The sequence below is a fragment of the Bacillus cereus group sp. BfR-BA-01355 genome, assembly GCF_022663675.1.
Lineage (GTDB): Bacteria > Bacillota > Bacilli > Bacillales > Bacillaceae_G > Bacillus_A > Bacillus_A thuringiensis_S.
Genome location: NZ_JAKUFY010000036.1, coordinates 16807 through 35903 on the forward strand (window position 1 = coordinate 16807; position 19097 = coordinate 35903).

Here is a 19097-nt window from a genome sequence, read left to right on the forward strand (position 1 = left end):
GTAGCATGATTTATTTTATTGAACAAACAAAAGCATGCATAATCATTTCATTATTTTTGGAAAATATCCAACTTTTTCACCATGAGCTAATAACTGCTGTATAAATTCTTTATTGATTGCTGGTACTATCAATTCTTTTTTCTTAATCCATTCATTCGTTCTACGCGTACCCATTACAATTTCAGATTGCTGCGCTCCATCTCCTGCAACTTGAGAAGCAATTAACTCTGCTATTACTTCATTTTCCTTCGCTAATTCAAGTCCGGTATTTACATATTCTGAAAGTGGAACCATTTCAAGATTGTATCCACACTCTCCAATTAACTGTATAAATTGTTCAAACTCAATTTGATGTGGATGACAAATATGTAACGTCTCTCCTACAATTTGCGAATCTTTTAAATACGATACAATTGATTTACTAGCAAAATCAATTGGTGTGAAATCAACTTTCCACTTCACATTTGGTGCTTTCCCAATTAATAGCATTGTTTTAATAAGACGATAAAATGCGTTTCCTTCAATATTTTGTTGGAACGAACCTGTTTCTGAATGACATGCTAAATTACCTGCACGATAAATATTTCCGCGCAAACCATTTTTCATTGCTTCACGAACAATGTTTTCCGCTTGTAGTTTACTATTTGAATATACATTCTCTAAGTCTACACTGTAATTAAAATCACCAGTTTTCATGTATGTATCCCATTGATCTACCGCTAATTCTAACGGGATACCAATCGTAGAAATAAAATGGAATGTAGCACCTTTCTCCGCTAATGCTAGCATACGGCTAGTTCCTTGGACATTTATATTTTCAAATTGTTTTACATCTCCAAAATGTCTTACATCTGCACCGCAATGAATTATCGTATCCATCTTAGAACTGATGAACATAAATTCTTCTTCGCTCATCCCAAGATACTCTTCCCCCAGATCACCAGCTACGGCCTGTATACGCTGTAACCATTCTTCACATATATCACTAAAGTAGCCTGTTAATGTATCTATAATTCTTTGTTGCACATCTTTGGTTGGTCTTACTAAACAATAAATAGTAGCAGATGTATCTCTCAACAATTCATATAATATGTGTGATCCTAAATAACCAGTAGCTCCTGTTAAAAAGACATTTAAAATCTGGGTTTCTTCCAAAACGTTTGCATACGTAATAGTATCTGGTTCGTGAATCACTTTATATTCACGAAATACTTCTTCTTTCTCTACTTTTACTTCTCGCTCAATTCGAGCTAATCCATATATCGTTCTTTCTTTAAAGAAATCTTGAATTGTTAAATGTGAAAAATCTTCTTTTAACAATGTTAAGACTCGTAATACTTTTAATGAATGTCCACCAATTGTAAAGAAATCATCATGTACTCCAACTTTTGAAATTCCTAATACTTCCGCCCAAGCGCGCGCTATTTGTTTCTCTGCTTTATTAGAAGGTGCAACATATTCTTGTAGACGAACCGGTTCATACTTTTCTTCTAGCTGAGCTAACTTCTTAACATCAATCTTTTTATTAGGTGTAAGTGGCAATTCATTAATATAAATTAGTTTAGATGGCACCATATAATCTGGTAATTGCTCTTGTAACTGATAAACTAATTCTGGTATTTCTTTTTTATTTAAAGTTGTATAGAACGCGATTAAATATTGGCTACCTTCCTTACTCTTCTTAGCAAAAACAGCATTTTCTTTTATATTATGATTTTGAGAAATTTTACTTTGGATTTCTCCTAGTTCAATACGATGTCCTCTAATCTTTACTTGATCATCTTTCCGATGTAAAAATTCTATATTTCCATCCTCTAACAACTTAACAATATCACCTGTTTTATATATATTAACTATAGGATTGAAAGGGTTCTGAATAAAAGCTTCAATTGTTTTATTAGGCTTATTAAAATACCCTTTTGCTAATCCTACTGAATCTATATATAATTCACCAGGTACACCAATTGGACAAAGATTCATATTCTCATCCAAAATCATAACTTGATAATTAGCACATGGTTTACCAATGGGAATACTCGCAACATCCTCATTTAACTGACTAGGTATTTTATAGGTTGTCGTCACTACAGTACATTCTGTCGGTCCGTATACATTATGAATTTCAACATTTGTACCTATTCTTTCCCTCCACAATTTAATAACCTCTACAGGCAACATTTCACCGCCAATCGCAATTCTTTTTAGGGAAGCTAGCTTATATATATCTTCTTCTGCTAAATAAGTTGCTACTTGTCGAACAAAAATTGTTGCTAATGCCAAGATCGAAGTTGCTTTCACTTTATAGATTGCATTTGCAAATGCTTCTACAGACAATCGCTCTTCCTCTAATAATACATACAAATTTCCTCCGCAGAATAAAGAAGCAAATGACTCCCATACAGAAGCATCGAAACTAAAGGAAGGAAATTGGGCAAATACATCCTCTTCTGTCAATTCATATTGCTTTTGCATCCAAGTGTACAGATTAACAACGCCTCTATGTGCTAACATCGTTCCCTTTGGATTCCCTGTTGAACCAGATGTATAAATCATATAAGCTACATCATCACAATGAATAGACAACTTTACATCTATATCTTCACAAGTTTCACTATCATACATTGAAACTGTTTGAACCCCATCACATGTTATAGGCGTCTCTTTCATCAATATAACTTTCGCTTGGCTATCTTGAATAATGTACTGTATTCTACTTTCTGGATAATCTGGATCAATCGGAACATACGCTGCACCAGCTTTTAATATAGCTACCATACTTACTACTGTGTCTATGCTACGTTTCATAAATATTCCAACATAGTCTCCTAATTGGACGCCATTTTTAATTAACATATGAGCTATTTGATTACTTTTTTTATTTAGCTCCTCATAAGTTAAAGTACCTTCCCTTGAAGATAAAGCTATACGATTTGGAAATTGAGTAACAGTATTATAGAACATATCGACGATACTTTTCTCAGGATATACTGCTGTCGTATCATTCACTTGACTATAAAGTGCCATCTCGGCCTCTGTAATAATATTAAAATTTTTTATATAATTATTCTTATTTTGTGATGTACCAATTAAAACACCTTGTATTTGTTGTGCATAACGAGTAATCGTTGTTTCCTTCCAATTAACACTATTAAATATTATTTCTACACTTTGCATATTTTTACTAAATACAAATTGTAATGTATTCGTGTCTTGTAGCTCATAATATGTTTCACCAATAATAATAGGTGACATTTCATATAATGTATTACCGTTTTGAAACTCTTCTATTTCTTCCTCATTCATTTCTTTAATTTGTTCCAGTTGCTCTTCAATCTGTAAATCCACACTTTCATAGGAGAGAAAATTAGAAACTTCAATAGTAATCGGAAATAAACTTCCTCTTACATGATAAAGCACGACAATATGTTTTTCTTTAGAAATATGATATAACCACGTTGCAGTCGCTCCTATTAAATCTACAATGTGAGTCAAATTTGGAAATAGTTCAGTTTTCCTTTTTATCCTAAGTTCCGTTCCTTGCACATCTTTAGGTATTTTAATACTTCCTTCTACTTTCCCTAAAAATTCTTTTACCATCTCATTATAAGAAATTGCTAATTTCATATTTATGTAAATTCCTCTCTTAAATATAATAAAGGTGTGAAAATTCACACCTTTTTCATCCCTTATTAACGGGCAGATTCGTTCAATTCATAATCAGTAGCGGAGATATCCCCTTTGATTAGAATTGAACTTTCTCCTTATTCGCTTTTAAACTCACCGATAAGCTCTTGTAATTCCTGAGAAAGCCAACTTAAAGAAGTCGCTAATTCTGCAATATCTTGTACTGATATTTCTTGCTCTTTCATGCTTTCTTCAACATTACTACTGCTGTTGGCATAAGTATTTGCAATATGTGATAATTCATTTACGACTTGAACGATATTCTGGCTATTTTGTAAAATGTCACTCGAATTACCCGAAACAGCTTTTACTTGATCTGTAACAGATTGCGCTGATTTGGAGATTTTTTCGAAGAAATCTCCACTACTTTGAACAAGTGAAATTCCAGTTTCTACTTCTTTTGAACCTTTTTGCATTGAAACTACAGCATCTTCTGTCTCAGCTTGTGTTTCACCAATTAATTTCGCTATATCTTTAGCAGACGCTTCCGTTTGTTCTGCTAATTTTCGTACTTCATCAGCAACAACTGCAAACCCTCTCCCAGCTGCTCCAGCACGTGAAGCCTCAATAGAAGCATTTAAAGCTAATAAATTTGTTTGATTTGAAATACCTGTAATTACAGTTACGATATCACTAATTTCTTTTGACCTTGTTTCTAACGAATAAATGATGGAAGATAAATCTTGTACTGCATTTTGAATTAAACTCATTTGATTAATAATTTGTCCAATCACTTCATTACCTTCAATTGAATGTTGCTCCATACCTTCAGAAGCAACCGCAACTTGTTTCGCAGCCCCAGTTATCTCTTCTACCTTATCTTCCATTCCATGTACAATCCCTAAACATTGTTGTACTGAAGTTTTTTGAGACTGTGCCCCTACTCTTAAACCTTCAATAGAACTTGCAATCTCTTGAACTGCCATGCTGTTTTCCTCTGTACTCGCCGACAATTCTTGTGAAGAAGAAGAAACTTGCTCAGCAGTTTGCCTTACTTTATCTATAATCCCTTTAAACTTTTCAATCGTGTTATTGAAATAAACATTAATAATTCCAATATCATCTGGTCTTTCTTTTAATTTAATACTCAAGTCACCTTCACCAATTTTACGTAACCCTTCTCGTAAATCTTTTAATGGCGCTAACGAGTGACGCACGATAAAGAATTGAGTAATAGTCGCAATCGCTAATGAAATAATGATAAAGAGTAAGCCCTGTATCATAAACTTCTCTTTTGTAATAGGAACAATGGAAGCATCTAAGTCAGCCGCAATAATTGCAACAATATTGTTTTCTCCATCTGTAATTGGTTCTAATATTGTCACCCACGAACCTATTTCATCTTCATATACTTCTGTCATTTGGGCCTTTTTCGTATCAATCACTTTATCGTATGCCTTCATCCAATGAGCGGGTTGTTCATAATAATCTCCCGGCTTTATAGGGAACGCATTTGTTAACTCTGTAGTCAAACCAACGAGTTGTAATTCTCGCTTTTCATTCGGCTTTGCTCCTGTAACATACGTTTGTCCAACACTTTTCAATTCTTTTGACACTTCATCTAATTTCTCTGTTAACTTTTCTTTTTTCACTTTTTCGGCTGTAGGATCTTTCGCCATGTCTCTAACTAATTCTACATCCAATTTTTTCAATACTATTTCTCCTGTTTCAATAGACTGCCTTTCAAATAAAGACATCATACTATTTTGAAACATGTTGAAACTTAACGCACCCATACTTCCAACAAGTGTCAAAATAACTAATACGGTTAATAAGACGTTCTTTTGAAGGAACGATAACTTATGCCAATATTTTTTCATTAATATCCACCTTCCTTAATTAACATAACAAAAAAACAAAATATACGAATATTTTGTTTGAAAATGATTCTCAATATATTCGAGAATAAAAAAAAGCCAATGTAAAAGCATTGGCCAAGACCAACCCTATCCGTCCGGTAACTGGCTAGCATAGCCTTTCGACCTTAGCTCCTGTAGTTTTGCGTCCTCATGTTTCCATCAGTTTGCCTTTCTCGCTGAACGAGTTGAACGATATGGGAGTTCTATGAGAATTAATTTATTCTCTTTCAAAGATTACAACATATAAATCAAAATGTCTACTTATTTAGAGATATAAATACAAATTTTTAACGCATTGCTTTTTCGAAATAATTTCAAAAAGTACGTGAATGTTACTTTTTTTGTGTTATATAATAAAAAATGTATAAATAACAAGGATTTCTTCGGGTATTTATTTAATTTTCATTCAAATTAAACTATTCGAATATATCTTAACTAATGAATTTCGGAGGTAGTTTATCATGTTTTGGCTACAATTTCTTACCTTGTTACTCTGTATTTTTATTGGTGCACGCCTAGGCGGAGTTGGTTTAGGAGTAATGGGTGGAGTTGGTATGGCAATACTCGTTTTTGTCTTCCACTTACAACCGACCGCGCCTCCTATCGATGTAATGCTTATGATTTTGGCAGTAATTACTGCTGCTGGTGCTTTGCAAGCTGCTGGAGGAATGGACTATCTTGTTCATCTAGCTGAAAAGGCATTACGAAAAAATCCAAAGCGTATTACTTTTTTTGCTCCAATTGTTACTTATTTATTCACACTATGTGCAGGTACTGGTCACGTTGCCTATTCTGTACTTCCTGTTATTGCAGAAGTCTCTCGTGAATCAGGGATTAGACCGGAACGCCCAATGTCGATTGCCGTAATCGCTTCTCAACAAGCAATTACAGCTAGCCCAATTTCAGCTGCCACAGTTGCTCTTTTAGCAATGTTAGCTGACTATAAAATCACTTTATTAGATATTTTAAAAGTGAGTATTCCTTCTACTTTCATTGCTTGTATGTTAGCAGCATTCGTTGCTAGTAAGATGGGAAAAGAATTAAATGAAGACCCTGAATACTTAAAACGATTAAAAGAAGGAATGATTCCTAAGCTTGAAGAGAAAAAAGAATTTGTAGGTGTAAAGGGCGCCAAATTATCAGTTATCCTTTTCCTTGTAGGAACCTTCCTTGTTGTACTTCTTGGTTCATTTGAAGCACTTCGTCCAGGATGGATAGTTGATGGGAAGTTAGCCCGTCTTTCCATGCCGAACACAATTGAGATGGTTATGTTAACTATCGCGGCTCTTATTATTATTTTCTGTAAACCAAATGTAGAAAGCATTGTGTCTGGTAACGTCTTTAAAGCAGGAGCAACAGCAGTTGTTGCTATTTTCGGTATCGCTTGGATGGGAGATACTTTCTTTAATGGAAACTTAAATATGATTCAAGGATCTATTCAGCATTTAGTAACAAGTGCACCTTGGCTATTTGCCATCGCACTATTCATTCTATCTATTTTACTGTACAGCCAAGCAGCAACAGTACGTGCCTTAATGCCACTTGGACTATCCCTTGGTATTCCACCAGCACTACTGATTGCGATGTTCCCTGCAGTAAACGGATATTTCTTCATTCCAAACTACGGGACAATCGTTGCTGCCATTAACTTTGACCGTACTGGTACAACAGGTATCGGTAAATACGTATTAAATCATAGCTTTATGATTCCAGGCTTAATTGCAACATTTACTTCTATCGGAATTGGAATGCTTTTAATTTCTATTATGTTTTAAAGAAAAAGCACAAACCCTTATTTAAAAAGGTTTGTGCTTTTTTAATCAAATGTTTGTTTAAATTTTTTGGGCAGTCTACTTCTCGATGTAGCACTTAAAATACTACATGTCCTTTTCTACAAACTTCTCTTTACTTCTTCAGCTAATTTTCTCGTACTTTCATACGCAGATTCAGCTAAACTAATTGCTGAAATAACTGAAACACCGTCCGCACCCGCTTCTATAACTGCCGCTGTATTTTCAATTGTAATCCCACCAATACCAACGATTGGCACTGTAATTCCTTGTTCTCTAAAATAAGCTAATCCTTTCGTTCCTTGAACCGCTTTCGTATCTTTTTTCGTACTCGTTGGAAAAATAGGTCCAACGCCTAAATAATCTGCTCCATTTTCGATTGCAAAGCGTGCTTCTTCAATTGTATGAGCAGATACGCCGATAATTTTATCTCCCATTTTTTCACGAACAGATGTAATCCCTTCATCATCTTGTCCTACATGAACACCATCTGCATCTAATTCAATGGCTAATTCTACATCATCATTTACAATGAAAGGAACACTATATTCCTTACAAAGCGTCTGCAATTCTTTTGCAAAGCGCACTCTATCTCCTCCGATTAAAGAACCTTCCCCCTTCTCGCGAAACTGAAAAAGTGTCACTCCACCATCTAACGCTTCTTTCAATACAGCTAAAGGATCCCTCGTGCAGTTATTACTTCCCATAATAAAATACACTTGCAATAGGTTAGACATTTTCTTTGTTTCAATGCGCATCATGTGTTTCATCCCCCTTACTCTAACTCCTCAATCTTCCCATATTTCTCTATATCAGCTGAAGTTGTATTCGCTAATTGATTTAAAAATTCAATTTGGAAACTACCTGGCCCTTTTTCTACTGTTTTAGCAGCTGCCAGTTCCGAAGCTACACCATAAAACGTTAATGCTGCTACAGTTGCCTTTACATAATCTTTTTCAACTGCTACAAATGCTCCTATTACTGAAGTTAGTAAACACCCTGTTCCCGTAACTTTCGTTAAAATAGGGTGACCGTTTCGAATAAGAACAGTTCGCTCTCCATCTGTAACAACATCTTCTTTTCCAGTAATGACCGCAACTGTATTCAATTCGTCTGCTGCCTGCCTTGCAATGCTTACAACATTGCCCTTTCCAGTACCAGCGTCTACCCCTTTAATTTCCCATTTTTCATTAATAACATTTGCTATTTCAGCTGCATTTCCGCGGATAATCGCTAAATCGATTTCAGCCGGAATATGTCTCGCAACTTCTGTTCGATACGGAGTTGCTCCTGCACCAACTGGATCAAACAGTACTGGCACATTGTTCGCATTTGCTGATTTACTCGCGAGTAACATCGCTTCTACTTCTTCAGGACGAAGTGTCCCCATATTTAATACTAACGCTCCAGCAATGCCCGCCATTTCTGCTACTTCTTCTTTTGCATACGCCATTACAGGCGATGCCCCAAGTGCCAACAAACCGTTAGCAGTAAAATTTGTTACAACAACATTTGTAATATTATGAACGAGTGGATTAGATTCTCTCACCAAATCCACTACTTTACTAATTTCTTTCATATTCATCCTTTTCATCTCCTAACTATAATGATGGGAGATACACAAAAAGACACTTTGCGCGTACGCAAAGTGCCTGAACATGTGCTTTTACACTCTCCCTACGCTGGCATTATCCAACAGGTTCAAATGGTCAATGACGGACTAGTAGTCATCCTCTCAGTTTGTATCCACAAACTCCCATGTGTTTCTTATTCATCTACTTCAAAGTCTACTCTTATTCTAGTAAAATAACAAGTTCTTTACTTTTCTATTTAATATAGAAGCAACTGATAAAGTGAAACTTTAATCAGTTGGGATTTTGTTCACTCCATTAAAAACAGCTCAAATATGGAGCGAAACTGAATCTCAAGAAGATGTATGCTATATTTAACTTATGGAAATTTGAAAGGATGTTTTTAATATGTCAAAAAGCGTTGTAATCGCTGAAAAACCTTCCGTTGCACGAGATATCGCTCGTGTACTGAAGTGTGATAAAAAAGGAAACGGCTATCTTGAGGGTAATAAATATATTGTAACTTGGGCTTTAGGTCATCTCGTTACATTAGCAGATCCAGAAAGTTATGATGTGAAATATAAAAAGTGGAATTTAGAAGATTTACCGATGCTACCTGAGCGTTTGAAATTAACGGTTATTAAACAAACTGGTAAACAATTTAATGCTGTAAAAAGTCAGCTACTTAGAAAAGATGTAAATGAAATTATTGTAGCAACAGACGCTGGACGTGAAGGGGAATTAGTCGCACGCTGGATTATCGATAAAGTTAAGCTAAATAAACCAATCAAACGTTTATGGATTTCTTCTGTAACCGATAAAGCAATTAAAGATGGTTTTGCAAATTTAAAACCAGGTAAGGCATATGACAATTTATATGCTTCAGCAGTTGCGCGTTCAGAAGCTGACTGGTATATCGGTCTTAATGCAACTCGCGCTTTAACAACTCGCTTTAATGCTCAGTTAAATTGTGGCCGTGTACAAACGCCTACTGTCGCTATGATTGCTAGTCGTGAGGATGAAATAAAGAACTTCAAAGCTCAAACTTACTACGGCATCGAAGCTCAAACAATGGAGAAGCTCAAACTTACTTGGCAAGATGCAAATGGCAATAGCCGTAGTTTTAATAAAGAAAAAATCGATGGTATTGTAAAAAGTTTAGATAAACATAATGCTACTGTTGTGGAAATTGATAAGAAACAGAAGAAGTCATTCTCTCCTGGTCTTTACGATTTAACTGAATTGCAACGTGATGCAAATAAAAAGTTCGGTTACTCTGCTAAAGAAACATTAAATATTATGCAAAAATTGTATGAACAGCATAAAGTACTAACGTACCCTCGTACAGATTCACGCTACATTTCATCTGATATCGTTGGAACACTTCCAGAACGTCTAAAAGCATGTGGTGTTGGAGAATATCGTCCCTTCGCACATAAAGTATTACAAAAGCCTATCAAACCTAACAAATCATTTGTTGATGATAGTAAAGTAAGCGATCATCATGCGATTATTCCAACAGAAGGATACGTTAACTTCTCAGCATTCACAGATAAAGAACGCAAAATTTATGATTTAGTTGTAAAACGTTTCTTAGCTGTTTTATTCCCAGCATTCGAATACGAGCAACTAACATTACGTACCAAAGTTGGTAGTGAAACGTTCATTGCACGCGGAAAAACGATTTTACATGCTGGTTGGAAGGAAGTATACGAAAATCGATTTGAAGACGATGATGTAACTGATGACGTAAAAGAGCAGCTTCTGCCTCACATTGAAAAGGGCGATACATTAACTGTAAAGTTACTTATGCAAACATCAGGCCAAACGAAAGCACCTGCACGCTTTAATGAAGCAACTTTACTTTCAGCAATGGAGAATCCTACAAAATATATGGATACGCAAAATAAACAACTTGCTGATACGTTAAAATCGACTGGTGGATTAGGTACTGTAGCGACACGCGCAGACATTATCGACAAGCTATTCAATTCATTCTTAATTGAAAAACGTGGTAAAGATATTCACATTACTTCAAAAGGTGGCCAGTTACTTGATTTAGTACCAGAAGAATTAAAATCTCCTACACTAACTGGTGAATGGGAACAAAAACTTGAGGCTATCGCAAAAGGTAAATTGAAAAAAGAAGTATTCATTTCGGAAATGAAGAACTATACGAAAGAAATTGTTTCTGAAATTAAATCGAGTGATAAGAAATATAAACATGACAACATTTCGACGAAGTCTTGTCCAGATTGCGGTAAACCAATGCTAGAAGTAAATGGAAAAAAGGGAAAAATGCTCGTATGCCAAGACCGTGAATGTGGTCATCGTAAAAATGTATCTCGTACAACAAATGCTCGCTGTCCGCAATGTAAAAAGAAACTAGAATTACGTGGTGAGGGTGCAGGCCAAATTTTCGCATGTAAATGTGGCTATCGCGAGAAATTATCAACATTCCAAGAGCGACGTAAAAAAGAATCTGGAAACAAAGCCGATAAACGCGACGTTCAAAAATATATGAAACAACAGAAAAAAGAAGAAGAACCATTAAATAACCCATTCGCGGAAGCATTAAAAAAATTAAAATTTGATTAAACAAAAAGGTTCCTACCTCTATCGGTAGGAACCTTTTATTTTAGTGAATAATTTTACTTCCTTTTGCATTCTCAACAAATTTTTCACTTGATTTGTTAATTGGTGTTTTCAGTAATAACGCAGCAACGATCATAACTACTACGAAAACACTTAACACAAGTAAGTCTCTTATTACGATATCCCAAAGCATTCCGCCAACAGTTTCACGAATTGCACTAATTGCGTATGTGAACGGTAAGAACGGATAAATTGCTTGGAAGAATTTCGGTGTCATTTGAATTGGGAATGTTCCGCCCGACCCTGCTACTTGTAGTACAAGTAAAATGATCGCCATCGATTTCCCAACGTTTCCGAAAATAGAAACGAGTGAGTATACGATACAAACGAAGACTCCACCAATAAATAAACTAAATAACACAAACCAGAACTTATCGACTACGTACGTACCGAGTAAGAATATATCTCCCATCGATACGATAAACGCTTGTGAAAGACCTATCGTTAAGAATGTTAATAAACGTCCGAAGTAAATTTCATGGCTCTTATAATTCGCGCCCTCTTCGTGTACTTCTACCGTTAATAATGAAACCATTAATAATGCGCCTACCCATAATGCAAGCACTGTATAGAATGGTGACATCGCTGAACCGTAGTTCGGCATCGCAAATAATTTATTTTCTTTTAAATTTACTGGATTCGCAAAGTAATCACTTTGCTTCTCAACATCGTTTTTCAATAAGCGTATGATGTCTTTTAAATCCTCTTCAGATTCAAAATCACGAATTTTATTTGCTAAATCTTTAATCTTTTTCTCAGTCTCCGGCATTTCAGCTTTAATGTCTACTAATTTCTTTCTACCGTCTACCAAGCCTTTTGATGAATCTTCTAGTAACTTTTTAACATCTGGAAGCTTTTTGTCTGCATCGTTTAAAATTTGAGTTGTATTTTTCGACATCTCTTTTGTACGAGCAATTGCTGTATTGAAGTTAGGTACAATCTCTGAATCATACGTCGATAATACATCTGTTAATTGAGCTGATCCGCCCTTCGCAGCATTGTTAATACTTTCAATTACATCTTTTGTAGGTTTCTGTCCATTGTTAAGAAGTGTAATCCCCTTATTCGTTGCATCTACACCTTTTTGCAGACTACTTTTCGCTTTATTTAATTTTGCGATTCCATTATTAAGGTTTTTATCACTATTTACATCCGCTAAAACCTTATTTGTACTTTCTAGAACTGGAATCATATCATCAATTAAACCGATTCCAGATTGGAATTGACCATTTAAGCTTTTCAAGGCTTCCTTCGAACCTTCTAAACCATTAATACCTTTGTTTTGTACATCCTCTAGTGCTTTTTGGACACTAGATTTAGTACTTTCTAGACCATTTTTCGCTTTATCATAATCAGCTTTTGCATTATCGTATATTTCATTCGCATTAGCTTTAGCTTGATCTACTGTGCTAACTGCTTTTTTATAATCTGCTACAAACGTTTCATTATAATCTTTTTCAGCTTGATCAATTAATGCATTTGCTGCATCTAATTTTTGATTTGCTACATCTGTTACATCTTTCTTTACTTCTTGTCCTGTACCGATAACATTTACAATATCTTTAATACCGTTGTTTGCATTTTCCATACCACTTTTCAGCTTAGTTAGGCGATCCACTCGCCCTTGGAAAAAGCTTTTTCCAAAATCAGTCGTCGCTGAGTTTTGAAGTTCAGTAAATACATTAATAAGATACGAAATACCTTCTGTACGAGCTTGCAATTGATTTGATACTGCATTTAAATCTTTCTTTGCTTGTTCTGGATCAAACTGACCATTTTGCAATCCATTTAAAACACTTTTCCCATAAGCTGTTCCTGCACGTGATGAGCTTAAAACATTATTTACTGTTTGATTAATATTTTGCGCTATACTTTTATATCCGTCATTATTCAACTTAGAAAGGTCCGGTCTTGCAGGGAATTCAGGTAATCCATTCATTCCAGAGAAATCAGGAATATTTAAATCCACACCTGGATTCATTAAAAAGTTAGTAAATACAGCTGCACTATCCATAACGCCTTTTGCTACTACTAAATCATTTCTTATCGTTCCTGGAGCGTTTTTTAATGTTTGATCTTGTCTTGCAAAGAACTTATCTAAATTTGCCAATGCTTCCTGCCCATCATTTATTACACTCTCTACAACAGGTAAATCTTTTTGCGCCACTTTCACAATATCTTCTGCTCGAGTCGCATCATCTAACGCCTTATCCATGAGTGTATTCATTTCTGGGAACTGCGCTTCTAACTTAAATACAAGATCTTTTACTTTTTCGATACTTGGTAAGTTTGTTTCTAAATCGATTCCAAGGTCATTGAAAATTTTAAAAATCTCACCGTTTGCTGTTTTTACAAAGTTTTTACTAATTTCTTCTGTAATACCTGATGCACCTTTTGCTGTAATCTTCGGTGCAATCGCGTTTACTTTTTCATTCACATAATAATCCAGTTCTGGTTTTTTCGGATTTTCATCCAGAACAGTTGCAATTTTTTCAGAGAAGTCTTTTGGAATCGTAATACTTGCATAATAATCCCCACGCTCAACTCCGTAAATTGCTTGTTTTTCATCTACAAATTTCCAGCCAAGATTTTTGTTTTTCTTAAGGGAGTCTACAATCTCTTTCCCGATATTAATGTCTTTCCCTCTTAAATTAGAACCTGCATCTTGGTTAGAAACTGCAATGGGAACCTCTTTTGTATTTCCATACGGATCCCAAGAAGCTTTAATGTTAAACCATGCATATAACGATGGTAAAATCATTAATCCTAAAACAATAACAATTGCAGCCCAATGTTTGGCTACATTCCGTAAATCTGTCTTATAAATACGCCAAATCTGTTTCATAGAAGTTATCACCTAATTATATATTTTTCCTTCTTTAGAAAATGATACATACATTTTGCAATTATATCACTTTCTACATCGTGTATTAACCAAAAACGTACTATTTTTTCCCATTAACTTTCACTTACTTCATTATATAACGAAGTGAGTGAAAGTATGAATACAAAATGACCAAATCGGTTTTACATTCAATAATAACAAATATATATGAAATGTCATAAAAAATACAAGTATTTTCTCTTGGAAATACTTGTATTCCTAAAAAAAATCCTCACAGCTTTTATTCTCTGTGAGGATTTCTTCTATTATATATCCAATTGAACCTCTACACCGAAATGATCTGAAATTACATTTCTGTTTGTACCATTAAAAATAACTTTTGAAGAATGAACCTTTTTACTTTGGTTACACAATATTAGATCGATTCGCAAACTATGTTTATTTTCATCCCAACCAGCAATCTCGCCTTGGACAGTCGTTCCTTCATCCTTCTCTATTGCTAATTCATATGTGTCATACAACCCTTTTTGCATCATATACTCATAACCTTCGCCTTTCAATCGAGCATTGTTATTAAAATCCCCCATTAAGAAGGCGAGCTTATTGCTATCTACACGCTCCATCAAACGATCGACTTGACCTTTGAATGACTCTTCTTCATCATTCCACCAACCGAGATGGCAAGAGTAAAACGTTATATCCTTACCATTATAAGCAAGTGTTGTACTTACAATTTTACGCGTTTTCCAATACGTTGTATCCTCGTTTTCTGAAATAAAGAACGTATCTTCTTTTATAATATTATGCTTCGTTATAATCGCTAATCCTTCTTCATACACGTCATAACCAATATGAGAGAAATCCCAAGTAATATTGTAATCTTTTACATGTAGCGCTTTTAACTCTTCTAATAGTAAAAGTCCAAAATTATCTTCTTTCTTGTTACCGCATACATTTTCAGCTTGTATGGACTGACTTACTTCTTGCAATGCGATGACATCGTACTCTTCTTCTTGAATTACTTTAGCAAGGTATTGTATCTTTTCTATTTGATTCTCTTCTTGCCAAGAATGACAGTTTAAAGTTAGCAATTTCATATTATTACGCACCTAACATATCTTGAATGTCTGACTTTAATACGTCAGCTTTCGGACCATATACCGCTTGTACACCTTTATCTTTTACAATAAGCCCTAAAGCACCATTTTGTTTCCACTGTGCTTCTGGTGCAACAACATCTAAGTCTTTTACTGTTACACGTAAGCGTGTCATACAAGCATCTACGTCAGCAATATTTTCTTTTCCACCTAATAAATCGATAACTTTTGTTGCTAATGAACCGTCTTGTACATTTCCTATTCCTTCTGATGCCTCATCTTCATTATCAATATAGTTACCTGCACGCCCTGGTGTTGGTAAATTGAATTTTTTAATTAAGAAATTAAATAGTGTAAAGTTAAGACCGAAGAACACTAATGAAACAATAACAAAGTTGATTAAGTCTCTTGTTAAACCTGCATTAACCATCATTGGTGTACGAGTAATTAACTCAATAAATCCAAATGCATGAACACGTAAGTTAATTAAATCAGCTAGCGCGAATGCAAGTCCTGTTGTAATAGCATATACAACATATAATACTGGAGCAATAAACATGAACATGAATTCAATTGGTTCTGTTACACCTGTTAAGAATACTGCTAATGCTGCTGATAAAAACATTGGTTTATATTTTGCACGCTTTTCTTTATCAACGTTACGGAACATCGCAAATGCAATCCCCATTAACGCTGCTGTTGAGCCGATAACTTGTCCAGCTTTGAAACGAGCTGGTACAACGTTATTTAATAAATCGTTATATGCCTTCGTATCTCCATTTGCTAATAAATTATTTAAATCTGTAATCCATGCAAGCCATAATGGATCTTGTCCTGCTACAACTTGTCCAACTTTTGAACCAGTTAGCATCGTATATGTTCCACCTAGCTCTGTATAGTTCATCGGAATCGTTAACATATGGTGTAAACCAAATGGTAATAATAAACGCTCTAACGTTCCATATACAAACGGTGCAACAACTGGTGCGCTATCTTTTGAAGCTGCAATCCAGCGACCAAATTCATTTAACCCACTTTGGATGAATGGCCATAGAAGTGATAATACAATCGCAGTAACGGTAGACCAAAGAATTACAACGAATGGCACAAATCGTTTTCCATTAAAGAATGCTAATGCCTGTGGCAGTTTATTATAGTTATAATATTTGTTATATAGATTAGCTCCTAAGAAACCTGTGATAATCCCCACGAAAACTCCCATGTTTAATGCTGGTGCACCAAGTACAGAAGTAAAATAATCTTTTACAAGTAAATCTCCTGCTATTACTGAAGAAACTGTCGCTTTTGAATCCGCTAACATTTGAGCGTTTACGCCAAATATAGCTCCTGTAATTCGGTTTGTTAAGACGAATGCTAATAGTGCTGCAAATGCACCGCCTGCACGATCCTTCGCCCAAGATCCCCCAATTGCTACTGCGAATAAAATGTGTAGATTTGTAATGATTGCCCAACCGATGTCTTCCATTACGCGAGCAATTGTATGAACTGCGTTAACATCCCCAGCAGACATCCCAATTAACTTACCGATGGAAATCATTAAACCGGCTGCTGGCATTACAGCTACAACAACTAATAACGCTTTCCCGAACTTTTGCCAAAAATCAAAAGACGTAATTTTCATCTGTTCTTCCTCCCCTTTATTTATAACAACATAATGATTTAAATTATAATTTCTGTTCCCTTTATGAAAACGATTCCTTATATTACTTTATTTTTATCTTTACGCAACCGTTTTCATAAATCTATTTTAATAAAAGCGTTTTCACTTTGCAATAGAAATTTATTTTTTTTCATAAAAAAAGATGCTCAAAGAGCATCCTTTTTTATTATGAAATGCGATAAACCCTTGTTTCATAAGGTTTTAAAGCAATTGTTGTTACTTCTTCATGTTCCGCAACTTCATAGTTATTTAAAAGCAAACGTTTGCGTTCTAGTGCAAATGAACCCTCATTATACACAGCTTCCTCTTTTGAGATATTACTAATTACAATGACTTTTTCATCCTGTAACGTACGTGTATATGCATAAATTTGTGGATCGTCTTCTAAAAGTAAATCGTACGTACCATAGTTCAGTACATCGTGCTCTTTTTTCAGGGCAATCATTTTCTTATAGAAATTGAAAATAGACTTTTCTTCATTTTTTTGCTTTTCAACATTAATTTCTTTGTAATTTGGATTCATGCTAAACCAAGGTGTACTTGTTGTGAAACCAGCATTCATCTCATCATTCCACTGCATAGGTGTACGTGAATTATCGCGGCAAGAAGCCCATATAATCTCCATCATATCTTGATGTGGTACGCCCTCTGCAATTTTCTCGCGATATAAATTTTTAATTGCTACATCATCGTAATCTTCAATATTTGGTAACTGAACATTTGTCATACCAATTTCTTGGCCTTGATAAATAAACGGTGTACCGTGCATAAAGAAATACATCGCCCCTAGAGCTGTTGCACTTTCACGCCAATATTGTTTGTCATCTCCCCATGTTGAAACGATACGTGGTTTATCGTGATTCTCAATATATAAAGCGTTCCATCCTTTATTTTCTAATCCTTTTTGCCATTTCGTTAATACTTTTTTCAATCCTACAACATCAAGGTCTTTCTTCTTCTCTGCATCCCATAAACTTAAATGTTCAAACTGGAATACCATATTGAACTTACCTTGCTCTTCTCCAACCCAAAGCTCAGCATCTTCAATCTTAACGCCATTTGCTTCACCAACAGTCATAATATCGTACTTAGAGAATGTATTTTCTTTTAGCTCTTCTAATAAAGGTTGAATACCTTTCACATTCATATGTTTATCAAAAGATGGCACATATTTTAACTCTTTTGGATTTGGCATATCCTTAAAGCCTTCTTCTTTTTTAATATGACTGATTGCATCAACGCGGAAACCATCAATACCTTTATCAAGCCACCAATTAACCGTATCATATAGTACTTCGCGAACTTCTTTATTCTCCCAGTTTAAATCTGGTTGTTTACGTGAGAATAGATGTAAATAATATTGTTCTGTTTCTTCATCATATTCCCATGCCGAACCATTAAAAATACTTTCCCAGTTGTTTGGCTCCGCACCATCTTTACCATCATGCCAAATATACCAATCACGCTTCGGATTATCTTTAGATGAACGTGATTCAATAAACCATGGATGTTCATCACTCGTATGATTAATAACTAAATCAATAATTAGCTTCATATCACGCTTATGAACTTCATCTAGTAAAGCATCAAAGTCTGCCATTGTACCAAACTCATCCATAATATCTTGATAATCACTAATATCATAACCATTATCATCATTAGGCGATTTATACATTGGACAAATCCAAATTACATCTATACCTAAGTCTTTTAAATAATCCAGTTTTGCAATAATACCTTGTAAATCTCCAATACCATCACCATTTGAATCCATAAAGCTTCGTGGATAAATTTGATAAGCAACCGCTTCTTTCCACCATGTCTTATTCATAGTCATTCTCTCCTTTTGCATCCCATCGGAATTTTATGCAAACGTTTTCGTAACACTATCATAACAAAATATGAACAGTTTGCA

10 protein-coding genes and 2 riboswitches are annotated in these 19097 nt (G+C 34.9%); of the genes, 2 read left to right on the top strand and 8 right to left on the bottom strand.

Features of this window, described 5'->3' with window-relative positions; genetic code table 11:
• Window positions 1–42 precede the first annotated feature (42 nt).
• Window positions 43–3624, bottom strand: a complete 3582-nt coding sequence (locus tag MR167_RS14365) for a non-ribosomal peptide synthetase family protein (RefSeq protein WP_242314872.1) — start codon at window positions 3622–3624, stop codon at window positions 43–45.
• 137 nt (window positions 3625–3761) lie between these two features.
• Complete coding sequence (locus MR167_RS14370) at window positions 3762–5504, bottom strand: methyl-accepting chemotaxis protein (RefSeq protein WP_000761081.1); 1743 nt, start codon at window positions 5502–5504, stop codon at window positions 3762–3764.
• A 133-nt stretch (window positions 5505–5637) separates the two neighbouring features.
• Window positions 5638–5722, bottom strand: a riboswitch (cyclic di-GMP riboswitch).
• 282 nt (window positions 5723–6004) lie between these two features.
• Between MR167_RS14370 and MR167_RS14375 the strand changes: the two genes are divergently transcribed.
• Window positions 6005–7318 (top strand): anaerobic C4-dicarboxylate transporter family protein, encoded by a 1314-nt coding sequence (locus tag MR167_RS14375; protein WP_000498704.1) that lies wholly within the window; start codon window positions 6005–6007, stop codon window positions 7316–7318.
• Window positions 7319–7434: 116 nt separating this feature from the next.
• Here MR167_RS14375 and thiE read toward each other — a convergent pair whose 3' ends face one another.
• Both thiE and thiM read right to left on the bottom strand, forming a co-directional pair.
• A complete protein-coding gene (gene thiE, locus MR167_RS14380; RefSeq protein ID WP_000984531.1) occupies window positions 7435–8094 on the bottom strand; it encodes a thiamine phosphate synthase in 660 nt (219 codons plus the stop codon).
• 14 nt (window positions 8095–8108) lie between these two features.
• Window positions 8109–8918, bottom strand: coding sequence for a hydroxyethylthiazole kinase (thiM, locus tag MR167_RS14385; protein ID WP_242314874.1), 810 nt, complete (start codon window positions 8916–8918; stop codon window positions 8109–8111).
• A 72-nt stretch (window positions 8919–8990) separates the two neighbouring features.
• Window positions 8991–9103: riboswitch (TPP riboswitch) on the bottom strand.
• A gap of 209 nt (window positions 9104–9312) precedes the next feature.
• Between thiM and topB the strand changes: the two genes are divergently transcribed.
• On the top strand, window positions 9313–11502 hold the full coding sequence (gene topB, locus MR167_RS14390) for a DNA topoisomerase III (protein ID WP_242314876.1): 2190 nt from the start codon (window positions 9313–9315) through the stop codon (window positions 11500–11502).
• Between the two features lie 40 nt (window positions 11503–11542).
• Here topB and MR167_RS14395 read toward each other — a convergent pair whose 3' ends face one another.
• From MR167_RS14395 to MR167_RS14410, 4 genes are all read right to left on the bottom strand, one after another.
• A complete protein-coding gene (locus MR167_RS14395; protein WP_000810076.1) occupies window positions 11543–14404 on the bottom strand; it encodes a YhgE/Pip domain-containing protein in 2862 nt (953 codons plus the stop codon).
• A 305-nt stretch (window positions 14405–14709) separates the two neighbouring features.
• A complete protein-coding gene (locus tag MR167_RS14400) occupies window positions 14710–15501 on the bottom strand; it encodes an endonuclease/exonuclease/phosphatase family protein (protein ID WP_000771990.1) in 792 nt (263 codons plus the stop codon).
• A gap of 4 nt (window positions 15502–15505) precedes the next feature.
• A complete protein-coding gene (locus MR167_RS14405; RefSeq protein ID WP_242314878.1) occupies window positions 15506–17143 on the bottom strand; it encodes a PTS transporter subunit IIBC in 1638 nt (545 codons plus the stop codon).
• A gap of 205 nt (window positions 17144–17348) precedes the next feature.
• A complete protein-coding gene (locus tag MR167_RS14410; protein WP_001044700.1) occupies window positions 17349–19013 on the bottom strand; it encodes a glycoside hydrolase family 13 protein in 1665 nt (554 codons plus the stop codon).
• Window positions 19014–19097: the final 84 nt, after the last annotated feature.

Coding starts and splice junctions, on each gene's coding strand:
- MR167_RS14405 (WP_242314878.1), bottom strand. CDS start 17,143: ATGAAAATTACGTCTTTTGATTTTTGGCAAAAGTTCGGGAAAGCGTTA.
- topB (WP_242314876.1), top strand. CDS start 9,313: ATGTCAAAAAGCGTTGTAATCGCTGAAAAACCTTCCGTTGCACGAGAT.
- thiE (WP_000984531.1), bottom strand. CDS start 8,094: ATGATGCGCATTGAAACAAAGAAAATGTCTAACCTATTGCAAGTGTAT.
- MR167_RS14410 (WP_001044700.1), bottom strand. CDS start 19,013: ATGAATAAGACATGGTGGAAAGAAGCGGTTGCTTATCAAATTTATCCA.
- MR167_RS14400 (WP_000771990.1), bottom strand. CDS start 15,501: ATGAAATTGCTAACTTTAAACTGTCATTCTTGGCAAGAAGAGAATCAA.
- MR167_RS14375 (WP_000498704.1), top strand. CDS start 6,005: ATGTTTTGGCTACAATTTCTTACCTTGTTACTCTGTATTTTTATTGGT.
- MR167_RS14370 (WP_000761081.1), bottom strand. CDS start 5,504: ATGAAAAAATATTGGCATAAGTTATCGTTCCTTCAAAAGAACGTCTTA.
- MR167_RS14365 (WP_242314872.1), bottom strand. CDS start 3,624: ATGAAATTAGCAATTTCTTATAATGAGATGGTAAAAGAATTTTTAGGG.
- thiM (WP_242314874.1), bottom strand. CDS start 8,918: ATGAATATGAAAGAAATTAGTAAAGTAGTGGATTTGGTGAGAGAATCT.
- MR167_RS14395 (WP_000810076.1), bottom strand. CDS start 14,404: ATGAAACAGATTTGGCGTATTTATAAGACAGATTTACGGAATGTAGCC.